This window comes from Campylobacter corcagiensis (genome assembly GCF_013201645.1).
GTDB classification, from domain to species: Bacteria; Campylobacterota; Campylobacteria; order Campylobacterales; family Campylobacteraceae; genus Campylobacter_B; species Campylobacter_B corcagiensis.
The window spans coordinates 572,799-594,861 of the sequence record NZ_CP053842.1 but is presented as its reverse complement, the minus strand read 5'-3'; the positions used below and the strand labels follow the sequence as shown (position 1 = coordinate 594,861).

25 protein-coding genes and 2 tRNA genes are annotated in these 22,063 nt (G+C 31.8%); 4 read left to right on the top strand and 23 right to left on the bottom strand.

Translation table 11 applies throughout. The features are described from left to right. Nucleotides 1-7 precede the first annotated feature (7 nt). From CCORG_RS03145 to CCORG_RS03130, 4 genes are all read right to left on the bottom strand, one after another. Entirely contained in the window at nucleotides 8-1,270 is a 1,263-nt protein-coding gene (locus tag CCORG_RS03145; protein ID WP_025803896.1) for an arsenic transporter, read from the bottom strand. Between the two features lie 128 nt (nucleotides 1,271-1,398). Next, entirely contained in the window at nucleotides 1,399-2,739 is a 1,341-nt protein-coding gene (gene hemG, locus CCORG_RS03140; RefSeq protein WP_025803897.1) for a protoporphyrinogen oxidase, read from the bottom strand. 28 nt (nucleotides 2,740-2,767) lie between these two features. After that, nucleotides 2,768-3,898, bottom strand: coding sequence for a tRNA pseudouridine(13) synthase TruD (truD, locus tag CCORG_RS03135; RefSeq protein WP_025803898.1), 1,131 nt, complete (start codon nucleotides 3,896-3,898; stop codon nucleotides 2,768-2,770). Beyond that, complete coding sequence (locus tag CCORG_RS03130; RefSeq protein ID WP_025803899.1) at nucleotides 3,858-4,667, bottom strand: thiamine-phosphate kinase; 810 nt, start codon at nucleotides 4,665-4,667, stop codon at nucleotides 3,858-3,860. Before CCORG_RS03130 ends, truD begins: the two co-directional genes overlap by 41 nt. 87 nt (nucleotides 4,668-4,754) lie before the next feature. Here CCORG_RS03130 and CCORG_RS03125 point away from each other — a divergent pair, with 87 nt between their 5' ends. Beyond that, nucleotides 4,755-5,774 carry a hypothetical protein gene (locus CCORG_RS03125; RefSeq protein WP_025803900.1) on the top strand — a complete coding sequence of 340 codons (1,020 nt, stop codon included), beginning with the start codon at nucleotides 4,755-4,757 and terminating at the stop codon, nucleotides 5,772-5,774. An 86-nt stretch (nucleotides 5,775-5,860) separates the two neighbouring features. On the opposite strand, the gene CCORG_RS03120 is transcribed toward CCORG_RS03125, so the two are convergent. Then, nucleotides 5,861-6,460: a hypothetical protein gene (locus CCORG_RS03120; protein ID WP_025803901.1), complete on the bottom strand. Its 600-nt coding sequence runs from the start codon at nucleotides 6,458-6,460 to the stop codon at nucleotides 5,861-5,863. 244 nt (nucleotides 6,461-6,704) lie between these two features. Between CCORG_RS03120 and CCORG_RS03115 the strand changes: the two genes are divergently transcribed. Continuing rightward, nucleotides 6,705-7,427, top strand: coding sequence for an SDR family NAD(P)-dependent oxidoreductase (locus CCORG_RS03115; protein WP_025803902.1), 723 nt, complete (start codon nucleotides 6,705-6,707; stop codon nucleotides 7,425-7,427). A 6-nt stretch (nucleotides 7,428-7,433) separates the two neighbouring features. Here CCORG_RS03115 and CCORG_RS03110 read toward each other — a convergent pair whose 3' ends face one another. The 18 genes from CCORG_RS03110 to CCORG_RS03030 all read right to left on the bottom strand — a co-directional run bounded on the left by CCORG_RS03110 (nucleotide 7,434) and on the right by CCORG_RS03030 (nucleotide 20,165). Continuing rightward, entirely contained in the window at nucleotides 7,434-9,254 is a 1,821-nt protein-coding gene (locus CCORG_RS03110) for a menaquinone biosynthesis decarboxylase (protein ID WP_025803903.1), read from the bottom strand. Nucleotides 9,255-9,265: 11 nt separating this feature from the next. Beyond that, a complete protein-coding gene (hemC, locus tag CCORG_RS03105; RefSeq protein ID WP_025803904.1) occupies nucleotides 9,266-10,186 on the bottom strand; it encodes a hydroxymethylbilane synthase in 921 nt (306 codons plus the stop codon). Nucleotides 10,187-10,195: 9 nt separating this feature from the next. After that, nucleotides 10,196-10,621 carry an FxsA family protein gene (locus CCORG_RS03100; protein WP_025803905.1) on the bottom strand — a complete coding sequence of 142 codons (426 nt, stop codon included), beginning with the start codon at nucleotides 10,619-10,621 and terminating at the stop codon, nucleotides 10,196-10,198. Then, complete coding sequence (locus tag CCORG_RS03095) at nucleotides 10,597-12,306, bottom strand: proline--tRNA ligase (protein WP_025803906.1); 1,710 nt, start codon at nucleotides 12,304-12,306, stop codon at nucleotides 10,597-10,599. The genes CCORG_RS03100 and CCORG_RS03095 overlap by 25 nt, the downstream gene beginning before the upstream one ends. Beyond that, a complete protein-coding gene (hemA, locus tag CCORG_RS03090) occupies nucleotides 12,303-13,592 on the bottom strand; it encodes a glutamyl-tRNA reductase (RefSeq protein WP_025803907.1) in 1,290 nt (429 codons plus the stop codon). Before hemA ends, CCORG_RS03095 begins: the two co-directional genes overlap by 4 nt. Next, nucleotides 13,592-14,488, bottom strand: a complete 897-nt coding sequence (locus CCORG_RS03085) for a polyprenyl synthetase family protein (RefSeq protein ID WP_025803908.1) — start codon at nucleotides 14,486-14,488, stop codon at nucleotides 13,592-13,594. Before CCORG_RS03085 ends, hemA begins: the two co-directional genes overlap by 1 nt. Nucleotides 14,489-14,491: 3 nt before the next feature. Continuing rightward, nucleotides 14,492-14,725, bottom strand: coding sequence for a DUF2018 family protein (locus CCORG_RS03080; RefSeq protein WP_034971856.1), 234 nt, complete (start codon nucleotides 14,723-14,725; stop codon nucleotides 14,492-14,494). 49 nt (nucleotides 14,726-14,774) lie between these two features. Then, on the bottom strand, nucleotides 14,775-15,443 hold the full coding sequence (locus CCORG_RS03075; RefSeq protein ID WP_025803910.1) for an HAD family hydrolase: 669 nt from the start codon (nucleotides 15,441-15,443) through the stop codon (nucleotides 14,775-14,777). Next, nucleotides 15,440-16,294 (bottom strand): EamA family transporter RarD, encoded by an 855-nt coding sequence (gene rarD, locus CCORG_RS03070; protein WP_025803911.1) that lies wholly within the window; start codon nucleotides 16,292-16,294, stop codon nucleotides 15,440-15,442. Before rarD ends, CCORG_RS03075 begins: the two co-directional genes overlap by 4 nt. Further along, on the bottom strand, nucleotides 16,287-16,502 hold the full coding sequence (locus tag CCORG_RS03065; RefSeq protein ID WP_025803912.1) for a type II toxin-antitoxin system HicB family antitoxin: 216 nt from the start codon (nucleotides 16,500-16,502) through the stop codon (nucleotides 16,287-16,289). Before CCORG_RS03065 ends, rarD begins: the two co-directional genes overlap by 8 nt. Nucleotides 16,503-16,595: 93 nt before the next feature. After that, entirely contained in the window at nucleotides 16,596-16,778 is a 183-nt protein-coding gene (locus CCORG_RS03060; protein WP_025803913.1) for a hypothetical protein, read from the bottom strand. A gap of 2 nt (nucleotides 16,779-16,780) precedes the next feature. Next, complete coding sequence (locus CCORG_RS03055; protein WP_172658542.1) at nucleotides 16,781-17,395, bottom strand: hypothetical protein; 615 nt, start codon at nucleotides 17,393-17,395, stop codon at nucleotides 16,781-16,783. 198 nt (nucleotides 17,396-17,593) lie between these two features. Further along, entirely contained in the window at nucleotides 17,594-18,106 is a 513-nt protein-coding gene (locus tag CCORG_RS03050; RefSeq protein ID WP_152534279.1) for a hypothetical protein, read from the bottom strand. 288 nt (nucleotides 18,107-18,394) lie between these two features. Then, a complete protein-coding gene (locus CCORG_RS09015) occupies nucleotides 18,395-18,520 on the bottom strand; it encodes a hypothetical protein (protein WP_265092856.1) in 126 nt (41 codons plus the stop codon). 431 nt (nucleotides 18,521-18,951) lie between these two features. Further along, a tRNA-Glu gene (locus CCORG_RS03045) sits at nucleotides 18,952-19,026 on the bottom strand. A 185-nt stretch (nucleotides 19,027-19,211) separates the two neighbouring features. Beyond that, nucleotides 19,212-19,694 carry a hypothetical protein gene (locus CCORG_RS03040; RefSeq protein WP_025803925.1) on the bottom strand — a complete coding sequence of 161 codons (483 nt, stop codon included), beginning with the start codon at nucleotides 19,692-19,694 and terminating at the stop codon, nucleotides 19,212-19,214. Continuing rightward, nucleotides 19,694-19,769, bottom strand: a tRNA-Lys gene (locus CCORG_RS03035). Before CCORG_RS03035 ends, CCORG_RS03040 begins: the two co-directional genes overlap by 1 nt. Nucleotides 19,770-19,832: 63 nt before the next feature. Beyond that, nucleotides 19,833-20,165 carry a hypothetical protein gene (locus CCORG_RS03030; RefSeq protein ID WP_081755107.1) on the bottom strand — a complete coding sequence of 111 codons (333 nt, stop codon included), beginning with the start codon at nucleotides 20,163-20,165 and terminating at the stop codon, nucleotides 19,833-19,835. Nucleotides 20,166-20,377: 212 nt separating this feature from the next. On the opposite strand from CCORG_RS03030, the gene CCORG_RS03025 reads away from it, so the two are divergent. Beyond that, on the top strand, nucleotides 20,378-21,649 hold the full coding sequence (locus CCORG_RS03025) for an O-acetylhomoserine aminocarboxypropyltransferase/cysteine synthase family protein (RefSeq protein ID WP_025803923.1): 1,272 nt from the start codon (nucleotides 20,378-20,380) through the stop codon (nucleotides 21,647-21,649). Beyond that, nucleotides 21,649-22,062, top strand: a complete 414-nt coding sequence (locus CCORG_RS03020) for an RrF2 family transcriptional regulator (RefSeq protein WP_025803922.1) — start codon at nucleotides 21,649-21,651, stop codon at nucleotides 22,060-22,062. Before CCORG_RS03025 ends, CCORG_RS03020 begins: the two co-directional genes overlap by 1 nt. The last annotated feature ends 1 nt before the right edge of the window (nucleotide 22,063 follow it).

Below are 22,063 nucleotides of genomic sequence, written 5' to 3'. Positions count from 1 at the left end.
TTAACATTTATATAAAAAGTAGAGATAAAAGAACCATAAAAAGAACAGGCGGAGTTATTATAAAGCCAAATTTCATATACTGTTTTACACCTATCTTTACGCCGTCTTTTTCTAACGCAAAAAGCCACAGCAAAGTAGCCAAAGAACCAAATGGCGTAAGTTTTGTACCGATATTACAGCCGATTATGTTTGCATATATCATAAGATTGCTCGCATCTATGTGATCTAAAGAGATATTTAACATTAAAATAGTTGGAAGATTATTCATAAAAGCACTCATAAACGCAGCTATAAAGCCAACGCCAAGAACTTGAAAAAGTTCACTCTTATAAGAGATATACTCTAAAATTTTATCTAATCCCACCATAAGACCAGCATTTTTTAGTCCATAAACCACCACAAAAAGCCCAATACTAAACCAAACTATCTGCCACGGTGCTTCTTTTATAACTTGAGATGGTTTTAAAACTTCAAATTTAGCCCCCAAAATCATAAAAATAAAAGCCCCACTCAAAGCAAAAATAGATAGTGGTAAATTTAAAATATCACTTAAAAAATAACTGCACATTAAAAAAATCAAAAAAACCCATGAAATTTTAAAAAATTTCTTACTTTTAAGAGCGTGACTAGATGGTTTTAAAAGTGAAGTGTCGATGCTTTTTGGAATATCTTTATAAAGTATAAATAAAAGCAAAGAGGTTGATATAAAAACACTAACAAAAAATGGCAAAATCATATCAAGAAAGTACTTCCCAAAGCTTATTTGAAAATACCCAGCCGCCATTATGTTTGTAAGGTTTGAAAAAACAAACAAAAGCGAAGCACTATCAGCGATAAAGCCACTTGCTAGCAAAAACGCGACCATTGTGCGTAAATTTAGCTTTAAAATTTTCATTTTGGATAGGATAATTGGCGTTAGTATCAAAGCAGCACCGTCATTTGCAAAAAATGCTGAAACGATAGATCCAAGAAGTATAGTGTATATAAACATTAGCCTACCGCTACCATTTGAGAATTTTGCCATTTTTATAGCACACCACTCAAAAAAGCCGTTTTTTTCTAAGATAAGAGATACCATTATAATACCGATAAATGAAAGCGTTGCATCCCAAACTATGCTTATTATCTCAAGCGTATCTTGAAAACTTACCACCCCAAAGCTAAGTGCCAAAACCGCCCCAAAAACAGCGCTCGTACCGATTTTTAGATTGTATGGTTTAAAGATAATAAGCCAAAGAGTAAGAATAAATATAAAAAGTGAAATAAAAATGTCCAAATTTAGCTCTTTGTTATGAAATTTAGTGATTATAATTTAATATTTTTACAAAAATTTAGTAAATAAAAGCAATCAAAATTTAAGATATAAAGCTAAATTTTAGCTTTATATCAAACTTAAATTTAGCCTTTCAACTCGTTTCCAAGCCCTAAAACATCTCTTGCTGTTAGTCTTGAGTTTTTTATACAGTCATTCATCGCTACGCCTTTATAAGCGTTTGAGTTTAGATATAGTCCATTTACTCTTTTTGCTTCTTTCATTATCTCTTGAACATTTTCTACATGCCCTAAACCGTAGTTTGGAATGCCCTTTTCATGGCGTTTTACATAAACACTTTTTGGCTCATCTATTACTCCCATTGTGTTTCTTACGCCAAGTTTTGCAAATTCTGTTAAGATTTCATCACTTTTCAAAGCTAAATCTTTATCTCTTTGTCCGCCTATCATAACTCTTAAAATGTCGCTATTTTCAGGGGCTCTATCATAAAATATCGAACTATCCCAAACTATGCCAAGTATTGGCTGTTTTGATGAAGTAGTCGTTAAAAGACCAAAGCCTCTTAAATCATGAGAGATGTTTTCATATCCAAGCCCTACAACTGATATTGGCGTATACTCTATAGCATTTAGCCTACGAACCGCATCAGGCAGAATTTCGCCTAATAAATTTGCTGCATCATAAGCAGGAGTTGAAACGATGAGTTTATCAAACTCAAATTCACCATTTACTACAAATTTATCACCCTTTTTTTCTACGCTTTTTACTTCATATCCTAGTTTTATATCAGCTTTTGATTTTTCTGCTAAGGCCTTTACAAAGCTTTCACATCCGCCTTTAAAGCTCATAAGTACGCCAGTTGGAGCAGCACTTTTGCTTTTCATCGCAATCATTGCCTTAATAAGACCCCCAAATTTTTGCTCCATCATGACTATCTTATCAAATGACGCTCTTATGGCTATTTTATCAGGAGTTGAGCCATAAACACCTGCTACCATTGGATCTAGAAAAGTATCTGTTAGCTCTTTTCCCACGCGGCGATAACCAAATTCTTTTAAAGTCTCTTCTTTATCATCTTTTTTTTGTGGAATAAAATACTCACAAGCTACTCTTAGCTTTCCAAGCGGACTCATAATGCCACTTAACATAAAGTCTTTAACGCCTTCTGGCATCTTATAAAGCTTATCTTTATAAATAAATCTAACTCTAGCGTTGTCGTTGCTTTTTAAAAGCATATTATCAAGCCCAGCAAGACGCACAAGTTCGGTAGTATCAGGGCGGTTTGAAAGATAGCCATTACTTGCTTCTTCTACCAAAAAGCCATTTTCATTATGTGTTCTCATCTTGCCGCCAACTACTTTTTCACGCTCCAAAACAGTGACTTTATGCTTTCCTTCACCAAAAAAATTTATATAAAACGCAGTAGTTAAGCCGCTTAATCCACCGCCGATTATTCCAATATCCATATATTTTCCTTGTTTAAAAATGTTTCAATTATACCAAAATTTCTCTAGTATGTAGAATTTCTTCAAGTAAGGTTGTGGCATAGCAACCCTTATCAAGCCCAAAGCTAAGCGTGAAGTGAGCGTTTTCTTCATCATATTTATACTCTAAATTCTTTGCATATTCCCACGCAAAGCGGTTTGTCCCGTTTTGTTTATAGTCTTGAGTGCTAGAGTAAATCCCACTTGCAAACTCAGCAGCTAAGCCTACACTTTTAAGAGCTTTTGAGCCAAAAAGTAGTCCAGTTACTGTGATATTTCGGTTTATAAAACGCCTAGTTTCACTCTCTAAATCCTCACATAAAAAAACCTTACCAAATGGATAGTGACTAAGCGTATCACCTGGTAAAATTTTAAAGAAATTTGGTTCATTTTTTATGGATTTTACCACTTTAATATCCTTAAAAAGCGGATAAATTTCAGACACTTTATCTGCTTTTAAATCCCTAAAAGCCTTGCTTAAAGCCACTCTTTTACTAAGCCAAATGTTAAAAACTTCGCTTTGATAAGCTGAGATTAAAAGATCTTTTGTTTTTGGGTTTTTTATGTTTAAATTTCCTTCTAAAATTTCACGACCTTGTTTAGCGTTATCAGCGTATTTGCCAAAACGCTGATACCCAAAGTAATTTGCAAAGCCCATCTCATCTATCTTTTTACAAACTTCACTGAGTTTTAAAGCATCAACTTTGCTAACTTTTTTAAGCCTTATAAAAAAGTTATTTCCCTTAAGATGACCAATTCTTAGTTTGTTGTTGTGCACTGTAGTGCTTAGAATTTTCATCTTTTCATGGCTAAAATTTTCTAAACTACTTTCAAATTTCTTTGGCATTGAGATAAATTGAGTAGTCATTCCTTGCCTATCTTTAAGCCCAGCATAACCAAAATCACGCATCTTTACGCCCGTTACACCACTTAAAATCTTAATAGCATCAAATGTCGTAAGATCTTTTTTTTGAATGTTTATTATAAGATGCTCACCGTTTCCACTAAATTCATAAAGAGGCACTTCCCTAACGACAAAATCATCGCTATTTTTACTAAAATGAGCATTTATCGGCGAGTGATCTAACGAAAAAACGCCCTTAAAAATGCCAACTTCTTGATTTTGTTTTATATCTTCCATTTACAACTTCCCCAAAAATAGTTAATTTTACTCTTGCTTTGTTTGCTTCATTTATAACTCTAAATTTATCTTTTTTATCAAAACTAAATAAAATTTCATACTCTTCGCCACTTAAAAACTCAAATTTGTCTAAATTTTTAAGAAATTTTATATCTTTATTTCCAACAAATTTAGGCAAATCACTTGCTAAACCATCGCTTATATCCATGGCTGATTTTATAAATTTAGCTGTTTTATAAAAAAATTTATCTCTTAGTTTTACATCTCTAAAGCGAGAATTTTTGCTTATTTTAGCTCCTCTTTGTAAAGCTCTAAGCCCTTTTAAACTCCCTCCCAAACTCCCTGTAAAGGCTAAAAGCTCACCTTTTTTAGGATTTCTAAATATAGGATTTTTAGAGTAAGAGATGATACTCACGCTCACGCCAAGAAGCTTTGAACTAACAGTATCGCCGCCGATAATTTCCACGCCATATTTTTCACAAGCAAATTTTATGCCGTTTTTTAGCTCTTTTATATCATTTAAACTCATGCTTTTTGGTATCAAAAGCCCAAGTAAGGCGTATTTTGGCACAGCATTCATCACGATAGCATCGCTTATATTTATGATAATTGCCTTGCGCCCTATCTCAAAAAGGCTAAGCCAGCCCTTTTTAAAGTGAGTATCTTCTATAAAAATATCCTTACTATAAACAAGATCGCCTATAACAGCACCATCATCGCCTATAAATTTGCTTTTAAATTGTGAAATAATATATTTTTCTTTATCCATTTTTAATATTTTACAATTAAATTTGTTAAAATCTCTTTATAAGCTGAAATTTGCTAAAATTGTCTATTTTAAATTTAAGGGCTAGGTATGTTAGAGGTTGAAATTTTTAGGTTTGAAGCTGGGCTTGATTATGCGAGTTATTATAAACCATATCTATATGAAAAGTGGAATTTTAAGAATTTAAAAGAGCTTTTAGATGATATCAAAAAAGGCGATCCTTACTTTAAATTTGACGGTGTAGAGTGGGTAAAACTTAATCATCACTTAGTAAATTTAGAAGAAAATCTGGATGAAATTTTAGCCCTTACAGGAGACATAATCAAAATATCACCACTTTATAAAAAAAGGTCGGTAAAAGACTTGATAATCGATGATAGCGATTTTTTAAAAGCTTTTGATAAATTTAGTGAATTTAAAAGCGAAAAAGAGTTTTACAAAAGCTTAAAGCCACTATTTTACTCAAATAGAGTTCTTAAATTTAAAGAGGATTTCATAGGAAATTCCGCTTTTGTTTTTGCTAAGCATTTAATAGATAAATTTCCTTCTAAAAAGGATGAAATTTTAGAGATTATAAAAGATGAAATTCATTACTACATAACGCCAAAATTTGTTTTTAACGATCCTTTTAATACAAATGAATGTGTAAATTTCCTAAGAAAAGAGCTAAATTTAAGTCAGATAAAAGAAAGCGAAAAATTTATATCGGGCTTTGAAAAGATAAAAAGTGATAAATTTAAAGGCTTTAAGATAGCTGTTTATAACGATGAAGAACTAGTAAATTTGGTTAAAAATATCGGGGCTGAAGTTGTCAAATTTGATCTAAATGACCACTATAGCGGGGCTAGGATTTATGAATTTGACAAAGATGTGGCTCTATTTTTAGCTAGCGGTATAGTTTTTAACGCTTATGATGAAGGCTCGGATTTTTTAGTGGTAAATGACAAAGAGGCGTTTTTGCTTTTTGATGGCAAGGCCAAAGAGATAGAGAAATTTGCAAATAGATATTTATATAACTACTATATTTTAAGTGCTGATGAGCTAGTAAAACTTGCCAATGATGAAAAACCTAGCTTTGAAAATCACACTTTAAAGGTAGGATTAGTATAGTTAAACAGTAAGTTTTAGCTTTTTAAATTCTTGCTGAAAAATTAAAAATCCTTATAAATTTATGAAATTTTTCAGCAAAATCAAAATCACTTTTCCCATTTGCCTGTTTCAAAATTGGCTTTGATTAAAGGTGTGATTTGTTCGATAGTTAAGCCACTTTTAAACCAAGACTTTATTTGTTCTTTTTGCACATCTGGATACTGCGCATAATATAGCATTTTATCTAATCCTAAACCACTCTCAAAATCTTCTCTTATTTGTCTCATTTGATTACTATTAAATTCTTTTTCGGCATAAAATTTAACTTGCTCTAAAGTTAAACCATTTTGAAAACCTAGTCTGATTTCTCGCATTTCATAGTTACTAAATTCTTCTTTAGCATAAATTTGAACTTGTTCTAAGGTTAAGCCATTTTCAAAACCTAATCTGATTTGTTTCATTTGACCGTAATAAAATTCTTTTTTTGCATAAACTTGGACTTGTTCTATTGTTAAACCATTTTTAAAGCCTCGTTCTATTTCTTCAATTTGATCGTTATCAAATTCCTCTTTGGTATAAATTTGCTCTATTGTTAAACTATCTTCAAAATCTTCTTTGACTTTAAATTCACTTTTATCTAAACTACTCATAGATTTATCTTTTTTGCTATCTTTAGATCCAAGAAATTCTAAAATTTTATCAAACATTAAGCTTCCTTTATTGATTTATAGATATTATACAAAATTTATATTGATATTTAGCTTTTTAGCATCAAACTTAAATTTAATCTGCATTTAAATGTCCTTACTACCAAGGGAATTTGTATATCTAAATTTATTAATGAATGCAAACTTTGCGAATATATATTTATATAACTACTGTATATTAAGCCAATAAGCTAGTAAAACTTGCTAAAAACCTAGCTTTTAAAATCACTTTAAAGGTGGAAATATGAATGAAAAAGTTGTAATTGTAACTGGTGGAACAAGTGGCATAGGGGCTTATATATGTAAGCTTTTTAAAGAAAATCAAGCAAAAGTTATAGCAGTAGCTAGAAAATCTCCTAATGAGTGCTATGGCGAGTTTATGCCGTGCGATATAAGCGATGAAAACTCTGTAAAAGAACTAATCAAAACTATAAAAGATAGATACGGTAAAATCGACATTTTAATAAACAATGCCGGTATAACAGGCGAAAATTTACCTTGTGATGAGCTTGAAACAAGCGAGTTTGAAAGAGTTTTTAAACTAAATGTTATGGGGACTTTTTTGATGAGTAAATACAGTTTAAAAGTTATGAAAGAGCAAAATTTTGGTGTTATAATCAACATCTCATCAACTCTTGGCATGGTTGGAAGTCAAAATTTTGGTGCTTATGCGCCTTCAAAAGCTGCTATTATCGGTATGACTAAACAAAACGCCATAAACTACGCTAAATACGGCATAAGAGTAAATTCCATATCGCCTGGAACTGTGATGACGCAAACGGTTAGTGACATAAAAGATAGTATGGGCAACGAAGCGTTTGGGCGTATTTTTGACGCACCTCACCCACTTGGTGGAGTTGGTAGCCCCGAAGATGTGGCAAATGCTGCGTTTTTCCTAGCAAGTGATAAAGCAAAGTGGATAACAGGGGCAAATTTAGTCGTTGATGGCGGATATACCGCTCAATAAATTCATCTAAGGGGCTAAATTAGGAGTTATCTCAAATTTCTCTATAAACTCATCACTTACATTTATAAGGCCGCGTTTTCTTAAGCTATCTATGACGCTTTTTGTGCAATCAACCTCATCAGGCCAACCACGAGTGTAACCATCAAGTTGGCTTTTTTGGGTTGCATCTACACAAATTTGATCACCATCAATAAATAAATCACGAATAGCATCAGTATTATTTGTAAGTCTCCAAACGCTCATATAAGCGTTATTTACATCGTTTTTAGTATCAAAAAAGCATAAAATTTTAAAATGAGCTTTAAATTTTAAAAGCTTATCAAAAAGCTCTTTTATTAACCCCTTTTTTTCAACCGATATAAAAACGATAGGATTTTTTGTATCTGTATAATACTGCTTTAAATTTACAATGTTTTTATCAACACTTCTAAATTTATCTAAAAGCTCACTATCGCTTAAAATTTGAGGCTTTAAAGGCTCCAAATCAACCGTCGCATCAACAGCTAATTTACCACCAAAACAAGCATTTGGCGAAGCGTGATCAAGCTGGTCACAAACACCTTCACTTACGATAAGGCTCTTTGTAGTTATGCGATTAAGTGCATATCTTGCTATGGCATCATAATTGCTTAAATCTTTTGCATCTTTATCTACAAAAATGGCGTGTTTTACAAAACTCATCTGCCCAACGCCCCAAAATGCATGCATCATCTGCCTAGCATGAGCTGGATACCAAGCATTTATTTTAGCTAAGATAAGGTTGTGAAAAACACCATTTTCAGGCATTTTATAATCAATCAAATCTGGAGCTGTTACTTTAAAAAGTGGCAAGAAAATCCTCTCAGTTGCGTGCCCCATATATTTATCTTCAAGTGGTGGTTTACCAACAACTGTAGCGTGATAAATCGGGTCATCTTTATGAGTAATAGCACTAACTCTCATCACAGGAAATGGCAAAATCGGCGTATAAAAGCCCGTATGATCGCCAAATGGCCCTTCATCTTTTAACTCGTTAGGATCTACAAAACCCTCAATTACAAAATCACTATCATGAGGAATATAAATATCATTTGTTAAGCTTTTTACAAGTTTTGCAGGAGTTTTTCTAATAAAGCCGTATAAAAGTAGCTCAAAAATTCCATGTGGAAGTGGTGCTTGCCCACACCAAATATAAAGTGGATCGCCGCCAATTGCTACTGAAACGGGCATTTTTTTACCAGCTTTTTTATACTCATTAAAGAAATTTGCACCATCTTTGTGAATTTGCCAGTGCATTCCAAGTTCGTTTTTAGAGTAAATTTGAAGTCTATACATTCCTAAATTTTGAGTATCACCGTTTAAATCTTTGGTATAAACTTGCCCCATTGTTATAAACGCCCCGCCGTCTTTTTCCCAAGTTTTAAGATGTGGCATATCAAATAGATTCACGCTATCACCCAAAAACTGATGTTTTTGACACTCGCCAGGACCTTTTAGTTTTTTAGTAAAAGTTGTCCTAAGGCTAAATAAATACTTTAAAAAGTCTACTTTTTCTTTAAAATTTGCTGGTTTTTTTGGTTTTAGAAGTGATGAAATTTCATCAGCCACACTCTCTACGCTTCTACCAAGGACTAGTTCTAAGGCCTTAAAACTTCCAAAAGTGTTTGTTAAAACTGGTGGATAAATTTTACCATTTTTATCAGTTGGCTTTGTAAAAAGCAAGGCTTTGCTATCATCTTTTTTAACTTCTACATAGCTTATATGCCCTATTTCTAAGTCAATATCAACTGGCTCGTCAATGACTTTTAAAAGCCCAGCACTTCTAAATTTCTCTATCCACTCACGCATAACTTATCCTTTTAAACCATATCTTCAGCTCTTTTTAAAAGCTCTTTTGCACCTTTTAATATAAACTCTTTTGCAAGTTCTTCACCAGCTTTTTGATACTCTTTTTTATCTATAACCTTGCTTTGTTTTATAAACTCACTTCCATCAGGTAGCCCAACAACTGCATTTATTTTTACTGTTTCGCCACTAACTTCAGCATTTACTCCGATTGGAACTTGACAACCACCTTCTAAAACTCTTACAAAACCACGCTCTATTGTACTTTCAATCAAGGCTTTTTCATCCATTAAAAACTCAATTTTTTCTAAAACACTATCTTCATCAACAGCTTCAATGCCCAAAATTCCTTGACCCATTGCTGGTATCATCTTATCTTTATCAAAAGGAACTATAAATTTTGCTTCTAAATTTAACCTTTTAAGCCCTGCTGTAGCTAAAATAATAGCATCAAATTCACCTTCTTTTAGCTTTCTAAGGCGAGTATTTACATTTCCACGAAGGTTTTTGATTTCAAGATCTGGTCTAAGCATCAAAAGCTGCATTTTACGGCGAAGTGAAGTAGTTCCTATAATAGCACCCTTTGGAAGCTCATCAAAACTAGCAAATTTCTCACTAACAAAAGCATCTCTTTCATCTTCTCTTTTTGTCACAACAGCAAGCTTTAGCCCGTCAGGAAAAACCATTGGTACATCTTTTAAACTATGAACTGCTATATGGCTTTCGCCTCTAAGCATACTCTCTTCAAGCTCTTTAGTAAAAAGCCCCTTTCCGCCTATCTTTGCAAGCGGTGTATCAAGGATAATGTCACCTTTTGTTTTCATAGATTTTAACTCTACATTAATTCCGTGCTTTTTTTCTATTTCACTTTTAATAAACTCACTTTGCCACATAGCTAGAGCAGAACCCCTTGTAGCTATAACTAAATTTTTCATATTCTCTCCTTACTCAATCACTTCAACATCTATTATCTCTTCTTCTTTTTTCTTTGTGTGGGCAAAAGGCTCTTTAAATTCATCTTTTTTTTGTAAATTTGCATAATCACTACCTAAAAATCTCATAAGTAGCGATACGATAATTATAATAATCCCAACTGTATCAGAAAAAATTCCAGGAAGTAGTATCAAAAACCCACCAAAAACAGTGCCAAAATTTCCAAATACAGTCTGAGGCGTGATATTTCTAGCCTCTTTTAAAAAATCTAAAACTCCAAATTTCGATATCAAAATAAAGCCCACAACAAGACTTATAACAATCTCAGCAAAGAGCGCAAAAAAGCCATATTTCCAAACAAAAGCTATAACAAAAATGGTCTCAATAACCATATATGGAATAAAAAGATTATTTAGCTTAATAGTTCTTTGATGCACTCTTTTATCTCGCTTATAGAAATTTCTTTTTTTTCTAAACCATCTCTAGTAATAAGTTCAACTTTACTATCTTTTAGTCCCTTACCAACTATGATAGCATAAGGAAAACCTATAAGTTCAAACTTACTCATCTTTACACCAAATCGCTCATTTCTATCATCTAATATAACCTTTATGCCAAGATTTTTAGCAAATTCATAAATTTCTTCGCCAAATTTCATCTGCTCTTCATCTTTTATGCTTGAAACTATAATTATAAGCTCAAATGGCGCTAATTCTTTATTCCAAATCATTCCTTTTTCATCGTGTTTACTCTCAACAGCAACAGCAACTAGCCTGCTAACTCCTATACCATAACAACCCATGAAAAATGGTACGGATTTACCATTTCTATCTAAGAAATTTGCATTCATTGGAGCTGAGTATTTTTGTCCTAGTTTGAAAATATGCCCTACTTCGATTCCTTTTGTAATGCTTAATTTTCCACCACAAACCAAACACTCATCGCCACTTTGAACAGCTACTAAATCCTTAAATCTTGAGTCTTTAAAACTTAAAACATTAAAGCCGATAATGTGATAATCTTTTTCATTTGCTCCACAAATTAAGCCCCTTTCGCCTTTAAGCTCACTATCTATATAGAAATTTATATTTTCACCAAGCCCAGCAGGACCGCAATATCCAGCTACAATTCCAGCTTTTTCTATCTCATCAATACTAGCATCTTCAAGCTCTAAAGCCCCACACGCATTTAGTGCTTTTACCTCTTGAAGCTCATCACTTCCACGCACAAAAAAGACTACTATCTCACTTTTATCTTCATAAATAGCCTTTTTTATGACAGCTTTAATAGTGTAAAATTTATCAACTTTAAAGAAATTTGCCACCGCTTCTATGGTATTAATGTTAGGAGTGTGAAATTTACTCATCATATTAAACTCAGGTTTTTGAGCTTTGCTTGTTTTTTTAGAGCGTTTTGCAGCTTCGATATTTGCGGCATATGAGCATTTATCACAAACTATGATATCATCTTCGCCATTATCAGCTAAAACCATAAATTCTTTACTTCCACTTCCGCCAATCGCTCCACTATCAGCGTCCACTGCTCTAAAATTTAGCCCAAGACGGGTAAAAATTTTAGTATAAGTTTCATGCATCAAATCAAACTCTCGTGCTAAGTCTTCTTCATCTTCGTGGAAACTATAGCCATCTTTCATCAAAAACTCACGCCCTCTAAGTAATCCAAAGCGTGGTCTTGCTTCATCTCTAAATTTGGTATTTATGTGATAAAGATGGAGTGGAAGTTGCTTGTAGCTTGTGATTTTATTTCTAACCATCTCCACAGCACTCTCTTCATTTGTAGGGCTTAGGATAAATTCATTTTCTTTTCTATCTTTAAAGCGTAAAAGCTCTTTACCATAAGCACTATATCTGCCACTTTCTTTCCAAAAAGTAGATGGAGTTATGAAGTTAAATATAACTTCTTGTGCACCAGCTTTATCCATCTCATCTTTTACAACTGATTTTATATTATCAAGTACCATTTTTCCAAGTGGCATAAAGTTATAAAGCCCACTTCCCAACTGTTCTATAAAACCAGCTCTTATAAGATAAGCATGGCTTGGTAAAGTCGCATCTTTTGGTGTCTCTTTTGTTGTTGGTACAAATAGTTTACTAAATCTCACTTTTCTAATCCTTTAGAATACTCCATAAATTTATCCTCAATATCAAAAATTTCAATAATCGCTCCAAACGCAGCATCGCTGTCCTCGCCATTTGCTATCTCTTTTAAATTTACAGTTGGAGTGTGTAAAAATGCCTTAAAAACTTGATGTATAAGCTTTCTAGCTTCGTCTATATCGCTATGCTTTAAATAGCCCCTTGTTATGGCCTTTTTTATCTCTACTTCAGATACATCTTTAGCACTTTGTCTTAAGGCTTTGATAATAGGAGTTGTAGCAAGGCTCTTAAGCCATTTAAAAAATTCAGCCGTATATCTAGCAACAACAGAGTAAGCAATTTGAGCTTGTTCTTCCCTTAGGGCTAAATTTAGCTTAACAATCTCTTGTAAATCATCAACACTATAAACTTTTACAGATAAACTCTCTTTTATCTCTATGTCTCTTGGAACAGCTATATCAAAGAAATATCTTTGGAAATTTTGCTCTTTGATCAAAGAATCCACTATAACAGGTCCAGGTGCTGATGTAGCTGAAAATATAAGTGGGTATGAATTTATCATCTCTTTTAATTTACTAAATGGCTCATATCTAACACTGTCTTTATAGCAAGAGCCTAAATTTGAAATCATATCATTTGCTGATTTTTCACTTCTATTCACAACGATGATATTTGCCCCAGTAGATAAAAGATGCTTACATGCTAACTCACTCATATGACCAGCACCTACAACAACAGCAGTCACACCATTTAAATCTTCTAAAATTTCTCTAGCTTTAGATACTGCCACGCTTGAAACAGACACTGGATTTTTAGAAATTTCAGTTTTGTTTCTAACCTCAGCAGCACACCTAAAAGAGCACTCAACTACTCTTTTAAGATTATCACCAGCAAAATTTCTATCCAAAGCAAAACTCATAGCATCTTTTAACTGACCTGTGATTTGAGTTTCTCCGATAACTAAACTATCTAAAGAACTAGCTACAGAAAAAAGATGATGAACAGCACCATTTGAATGATATATATCAGCTCTATACTCTAGCTCATTTAGTGCTACACCACTTAAAATAGACATAACTTTTAAAATATAGCTTTGAGCAACTTCAAGGTTATTAACAAAAGCTAAAACTTCAACTCTATTACAAGTAGTTAAAAGCAAACACTCACTAACGCTTAAGTTAGAACATATTAATCTTAAGGCTTCTTCTTTTTTGCCATCATCAAAAGCAAGTCTCTCTCTAACTGAAATATCTGTATTTTTATGTGTAAAACTTATATTTAGATAGTGCACTAAAACTCCCTATCCACCATATTTTTCATAACCGCCACAAGACCATCGTTTTTATACTCATCTATTGCCAAAATTCCCTCTTTTGCTAAATTTTTTGCTTCGTTTATGGTTTTTTGCACTATATTATGCTCGTTAAATTTACTCTTTATCCATGAAATTTGACTATCATCTAACTCCTTAGCAAAGTAACTTTTTAAAATTTCCTTATCATTTTCATCTAAATTTTCATAAAGGTATATATATGGAAGAGTTGTTTTGCCATCTTTAAAATCACTCAAAGATGGCTTGCCAAGAGTATCAGAACTTTGTGTTATATCAAGAACATCATCAATTATTTGAAATGCTAAGCCTAAATTTTTACCATACTGTGCAAATTTGTCTGTATCAAGCCCAGCTAAAAACGCTCCACACTTTGCAGATGCCTCTATCAAAACAGCCGTTTTGTTATAAATCATATTTATATATTTATCTTTATTAGTATTAAAGCTTTTTGATAACTCCACATCCATAAGCTCACCTATACTTAGAAGTGATACTGCTTTTGAGATTTCCCTACAGATAAAACTATCAAATTTGGTAAGCTCATAGTAACCTTTTGAGTATAAAATATCGCCTAGCATGATGGCATTTTTAGAGCCATAAGTTGCGTTTACAGAAGCTTTACCACGCCTTGTACTACTCTCATCAATAACATCATCATGAAGCAAACTAGCAGAGTGAATAAGCTCTACAATAGCACAAAGTTTCAAACTCTCATCGCTAAGTGGAGCAATTTTTAAGATAAGTTTTGAGCGAAGTTTTTTACCAGAACTAATGCTTTGAAACATTTCACTAGCTTTATCATAACCAAAGCTAAATATAAGTTCTTTCATTATTTGATCTATTTTTTCTAACATATACTACTCATTTTTTGACAAAATATTGCTAGTAAGCTCTATATACAAATCGCTTAAGTCACGAATTTCAGTTACATTTAAGTTTGCCCAAACATCAAATCCGTTTAATTCGCAAAACTCACTCATCAAAGAGAAGCTATTTAATAAATTATCAAGCTCATCTTCTACTAAATTTCGGTTTGCGTTAAAAAGCACATCATAAAATTTATCTCTTGGAGTTCCATCAAAAATTTCCACAATATCAGCCTTTTTAAATTTTTGCCTTAGATTATATCTAAAAAATTGTTTAAATTTGATAAAAAGAACTTATTATATGCGAAAACAGCTCTTTTGGAGCAGTAAAATTTGGGAATTTTTCACTCTTATTTCCAAAGCCCCAAGTTACTTGAGCATAATCGATTTTAGCGTTAATGGCTGCTAATTCGTCCTTTAAACTATCGCCCACAAAAAGCACCATATCTTTGTTATCTTTATCAAAATTTAGCCCACTTAAAGCCTTAATCGTCTCAGTAGCTGTTAAAAGCATAGTTGGATCTGGTTTTTTAGGAATTTTCTCATTTGCACCGATTGTGTAATCAAAATAGTTTAAAATTTCACACTTTGCTAGTGTTTTAGTAGCGTTATCTACAGGTCCATTTGTCGCTAAGGCTATATAAATCCCCCTACTTTTAAGCTCGTTTAAAAGCTTTTTAACTCCACCATACACCACAGCTTCAAGTTCATAGTTTTTTATGTAAATTTCTTCAAATTTACTAGCAAGTTCTGGAGTTATTTTTACCTTTGGAAAAAACTCATCTATATAGTTAACTCCTGGTGTGTTTATAACCTCAACTATATAAGTTTTATCAAGCCCAGCGTCAAGCCCTACGATTTGACGCATTGTGTTTATGGTATTTGAAATCGCATCCTTGCTATCAATAAGCGTTCCATCCATATCAAATATCACAAGTTTCATTTTTTACCTTTTATACTATCTATTGTTGTTATTATAACAGCTATCCAGATAATAGCAAAGGAAACCAAACGAACTAAATTTATCTCTTCACCATAGACAAATATCCCAAAAATTATCGTTAGCGTTGGTGTTATATACTGTAAAAAACCAATCGTTGTTAAATTTAACTCATTTGTAGCAAAACTAAAAGTAATGAGTGGCAAAAGCGTAGCAAGTCCAGCACCAATTAGCAAAATTCCATTTAAATCAAAACTAAAATTTCCAACTCCTTTAAATTCTATATAAAATATATAAGCTAAAAATAGTGGCACCATGGCTAAAGTCTCTACAAAAAGACCTTCCAGTGCTGGAGCGTGGACTTTTTTCTTTATAAGTCCATAAATAGCAAAAGCTGCAGGCAAGGCAAGAGAGACAAATGGAAGAGCGCGGTTAGCAACTACTTGTATCATAATGGCTACAAAAACTAAAAATATAGCAAATTTTGTTGGTTTTGAGAGCTTTTCTTTAAGAAAAATAGCCCCTAAAAGCATGAAAAACAAAGGATTTATGAGTTGACCGATACTAGCTGCTAAAATTTGACCATTTGTAACAGCATAAATGTAAATTCCCCAGTTAAGAGTGACAAAAAATCCAGCCAAACTTAGAGTTTTAAAAATCTCTTTGTTTAGAAGAATCTTTTTAAGGCTTGTCATTTTTGAACTAAATTTTATAAAAATAAGCACAAAAATACTAGCAAAAACAACTCTATAAGCCAAAACTTCGCTTGAACTTCCTTGTATGGCTTTAAAATAAACAGGAAAAAGCCCCCACATAACAAAAGAAGCTATACCATAAAATAGTCCCTTATTCACTTAAGTCTATCTCCACAATAGTCGATTTTATCCCTTTTATACGCCCAATCTCTTCATTAGGAAGATTATCAAGATAAGCTTTTGCACTATTTTTTATACCGTTTTTACAATCTTCAAAACTAAGCCCTTGATAAACGCAGCCATAAAGTGCTGGTATATAAGCGTGAAAACCCGTATCACTCTCTTCGATAATGGCTTTAAATTTCATAAAATCTCCTTAAAAAATAAACCTGATTATATCTAAAATTTAATATTTTAGCACGGATGGAATTTTAATGTCTAAGATTTTTATTTAATTTGATTAGATATATAATAAATTTAAATAAAAAAATACAAAAACATATAATATTAAAAAAATGTAGTTATAGATAATATCTTTATTATCTATCTTAAAATCATGATTTCTATCATAAGCACTTAGTAGTGCATCAAGTGGATTTATAGATATGTTTTTGATAGGCTCTAATTTTACAACTTCACCCATAATTAACTCCTTTTATTTTTAATTTTATAGATTATTTGACGCACCCAAGATGCAACCACATATAAACTGCCTGCGAGAAAAAAACTAACTCCAGTTTGAAAAGTAATTATCATAATAAAAATTTTAAACCTATTATTTGTATGTATAGAAAAACGAGAAGTTGATATATCTCCTATAAAATAATGATAAAATACAGAAAAACCTAAATAACATAAAAACAGCATAGAAAAAATACCAAATTCTTTATTAAAAACTGGGGTATTTTCTTTCAATTTTTTTAAGAAAGTAATAAAAAAGCCTATAAAAAACATTAAAAATAACAATATACCCATTATCCACATCAAAGCTGTATAAAAAGCTACTACTTGTGGTAAAGAACTTGCTTCACTAAAAACCGATATATTTGGAAAATATCCAGCCATAAACTCTGTAAATTTTAGTAAAATTTCATCTCTTTCTAAAATATCTTTAGGCATTATAAAAACACTTAGTGAAGCAATAGCATAGATACTCATTACTGTATAAAATGCGTAATGTTTTTCATTTTTTTCTTTGCTATTTTTATATTCACTATTAGCCTTTGTCATTAACTCTTTTAGATCTTTTAAATTTGGCAATACAACTCCTTATTGATTAAAATATGATTTAAGAGTGAGTTATTCTCTCTTACATAAGTTACTTTATCAGTTGAAGTCATTTTTAGATATACTAGTTTCATCTTGTTTTATATAGAAAAATGCATTAGATAATTTATTTACCACCAAAATAGAATCTAAATTCTAGTTTGGCGTCTTACTTCAACTGACAATAATATTCTAATAGTTTTCAGAGTGTATTGAGTTATACAACTCTTCTGGTATGTTTACCATTCCAGCGCCATCTATCATAAATTTACCATCAACATTTATAACTTTGACATATATACGGTAATCAAGCCAATCTACCCCACTAAGCAAGATATAGCCATTTTTATTTGATACAACTTTATAATTTGAAGGACCGCCACCATTTCCATATATTATAGGGTGATCTCCTTTATAGTATTTACTAACAAGCATAGCTTCTTCTGGGATGAAATCTTTTTCTTCGTATGGACAATCATATTCAAGGCATATGCCTAGAATAAAAGCGTATTCATATCTTATAAGTTCATGCTTGAAGTATTTTGTTAAGTTTTTTTGAGCTCTTATATAATCGATTAATTCTTGATTGACTCCTTGTTTGTCATATTCAATTAAAAAATTAATAGCAATACTCTCTGGCGTATCTTTAGCATTTAGCGATAAAGATAAAAATAAAACAACCAACAAACTCTTAAATAGTTTCATATCTAGTCTCCACATAAAATAATTTTTGTATTTTTAATATTAGGATAGTTATCCACCTAAGGCTTTTAATTATCCTAAATTTTACTAATGCTTATCTAAAACCTAACTGAATATAAAAGTGCAGTATAAATAAATTTTATTTTTACCTTTTAACTTTTAGGTTATATTTGTTTATGATATACTTTTCTAATGAGTCTATCTCTTCTTCCCACTCATCTTTTGTTTTAGTTTTATCTGTAAAAATTCTATCTTCAAGATTTTGGAGTTTTTCAAAAAGCTCATCATTATTTATTTCATCGCTCCAATTATCATAAAAAAAGAGCTCATAGTGCCATATGCATTTCTAGCCCACTCTGATACAAGTTCAAACTCATCACCAGTCATAGTGTAATCCCATTCTGTAATTTTTTCCATTTTAAATCCTTTCTAATAGTGTGTTTCATTTTTACAACCTTGTTTTAACTTATATTACCTTAATATAAGTTAAAACAACTTTTGTGTTTTATATCATAGACAATTTTTTATTCAAATTTAATATTTATGCTTAAAGTTTAATAAAGGAGACTTAATGCCATATAACAAAAATAAGTCGTTGTAATGTAATCAAAAAATTGTATATTTACTTTCCACTAACCTACACAATTTTTCACAAAAATATACTAAACATTCTAAGTTTTATAATTACTACAAATAAGTTGGAAAGTTTTAAATTATAAAATTCAAAATAAAATAATAGCGTTATAATCTCTATCATTTAGATATTTGATTGATATATTATGTAACAGTCTCAAAAAGTATGAGTGATTTTTAAAATAATTAATTTTATGGAATTTGAGCTAGTAAAATGGTGACCCCTACGAGACTCGAACTCGTGTTGCCGGCGTGAGAGGCCGGCGTCCTAACCACTAGACGAAGGGGCCGTTAAACTGAAGCTTGAATTTTACTCAAAATTTACTTTATAAAAACTTAAAATATAAATATTTCTAATCCGAATTAAAAAACAAGTAGCTAGTACCAGATTGCTAATTTTAGTTTTTGTTTTATTAATTTATATTAAAGCTAAATTTAGACTAATCCTTAAAGCAAAGAAAGTTATTAAATAAAATCACTTTTCAAGTAAAAACTCAAATTTAAATCCTATTGGTTTACCATTTGAATATAAAACGCCTTCGTATAGCATATCACCAACACAAGCCGAAAATATAACATTTGCTTCGTAAATACCACCATTTTTGACAAATCTAGACTCTATCTTTCCCATGTTCATATTGACCCCTTTTAGTATGACACTTAAATTTTCATACTCACCTAGATTTTTAAGCCTTAAAGTGGTAGGTATCATCACTTTTAAAGGCTTTGGATTTAGTGAAATTTCCACATCTTTTTGACCAAATTTCACACTACAATCCTCGATATTTATATGGCAACTAAGATGAGCTCCAAGCTCTTTAGCGTTAAATTTTGAAGGCTTATTTATAAACCAAAAAAACTCTCCAGCTATTAATAAAAAAACTAAAACAGGTATAATTTTTTTCATTTTATCTCTTTGTGATACTTTTGTGATACTTTTAGCATTTATCTTTATCATGGTGTCCTGTGCAGGGTTCGAACCTGCGGCCCTCTGATTAAGAGTCAGATGCTCTACCAACTGAGCTAACAAGACAGATTTAAAGAAATGAAATTCTACTCTTAAATGTTTAAATTTAGCTGAAAATAGCCTAAATTTCTAAAATTCAGAGTCAAATTTATCTTTTTTATGCTTATCTTTTTTATAAGTTTTAACATTTTTAAGCTTTTCAAGTTGATTTGCCTCTTTTACAAGCACTTCCTTATCGCCACCAGCTATAACCGACTTAGCAAATGCTTCTAAAGCTTTGGTGTACGAACTATCTAAAAAAACGGGCTTTACTTTATTAAGCACAGTCAAATTCTTATTAATCCTTTCTCTAAATAGTTCTTCTTTGAAATCATCTCTTTTAAGTATCGCAATTGCTGATTTTACAAAACGCTCAAGTGCCCTTATATACTTAACTCTATCTTGTTTTTCACTTATTTTCATCATCTGCTCCGTCAAATTTTTACCAAATTATATCAAATTCCAAAACTGCCTTGATTTCAAAACTAAGTTTAAATATAGTTTATTAGTTTACTATATTTTAAAATCACTAAATATAAGCATTATAAAGATAAATTTATAAATTTACTAAAACACTTGACATTATTAAAAACTTAAGCTACAATTCAATTTATATTTTAAATTTAAGGATATTTATGGAAAAGCAAACTTTAGCTCTTCATTCAGGATATGATAGTTTGAGCGGATATGGCACTATGGCAGTTCCTATCTACTTTAACACGGCTTATAACTTTGGAACTGCTGATATGGCAGCAGATCGCTTCACACTTAAGGATTTAGGGTATATATACTCAAGACTATCAAACCCTACAACTGATGTATTTCAAAAAAGGCTTGCGGCTTTAGAAGGCGGATCAGCAGCAGTTGCAACTTCAAGTGGTCAAGCAGCAGTTTTTGCAACCATGGCCAATCTTGTAAAATCAGGCGATACAATACTTATGTCAGATAAAGTTTATGGTGGAACAGTAACACTTCTTACTTCAAGTCTTGCAAATTTTGGCGTTAAAACCAAAGTCTTTGATGCTGAAAACACTAATGAACTAGAAAGTCTTATAGATGATACTACAAAGGCTATTTTGTTTGAAACTCTATCTAACCCACAAATTTCTATAGCTGATGTGGATAGTATAGTTAGCATCGCAAATAAATACGACATTGTCACAGTAGCTGATAATACCGTCCTTAGCCCTGCTTTGTATAATCCAATAAAAGATGGCGTTGATGTGGTTATTCATAGTGCTAGCAAATACATTAGCGGTCAAGGATTAAGCATTGCTGGAGCGGTTGTATCTAGCCCAAAGCTAAATGAAAAACTAAAAAACAACTCTAGATATCCACTATATAATGAACCAGATGAGACTTATCATGGCTTAGTTTACTCAGACTTTACAGATAGCTTTGATATATTCTCACTTAGACTTGTTTTTAGGGTTTTAAGAGATTTTGGTATGACTATTTCACCTTTTAACTCATTTCAGTTAATTCAAGGACTTGAAACGCTTGATTTAAGGATGGAAAAACACTCTAAAAACGCTCTAGAAGTAGCAGAATTTTTAGCAAATCATCCAAAAGTAAAAAGCGTAACTTATCCAGGACTTAAAAACTCGAAAGGAAATAAAATCGCAAAAGAGAAATTTAAAGATGGCTTATCTAGTGGGCTTTTATGCTTTGAAGTTGAAAACTACGATATAGCAAAAGAGATCTCAGATAAAACTAAAATTTTCTCAGTTGTGGTAAATATCGGAGATAGCAAATCTATCATAACTCATCCAGCAAGTACAACTCACTCACAACTTAGCCAAAGTGAGCTAAAAACAGCTGGAATCAGTAGTGGGCTAATTCGTCTTAGTGTAGGTCTTGAAAGTGCTAAAGATCTTATAGCTGACTTAAAACAAGCACTTGATTAATGGCACTTCTTACAACTAAAGGTGTTTATGGGCTTTCGGCTATTTACGAGATAGCCAAGGCCAGTGAAATTTCACCAGTTACTATCAAAGAGATAAGTGACAACACTAAAATTTCAAGAGGTTATTTAGAACAAATCCTAAATCTACTCAAAAATGCTAAAATCATATCTAGCGTTAAGGGTAAAGGTGGTGGATACTATCTAAAAAAAACACTTGATGAGATAACTTTTTATGAAGTTTTTACTGCTCTTGAAAAAGAGGTGAGTATAGCAAATACTCAAGTTGAAAATTTAAGTATAAATATGCTTCTTGCTAAATTTGACTTAAAAATAAAAGATATATTAGACCTTCCGCTAAGTAAAATAGAAAAAGTAGAAAAGGAAAGTACTAAATACCTAAATTTCGTAATATAAA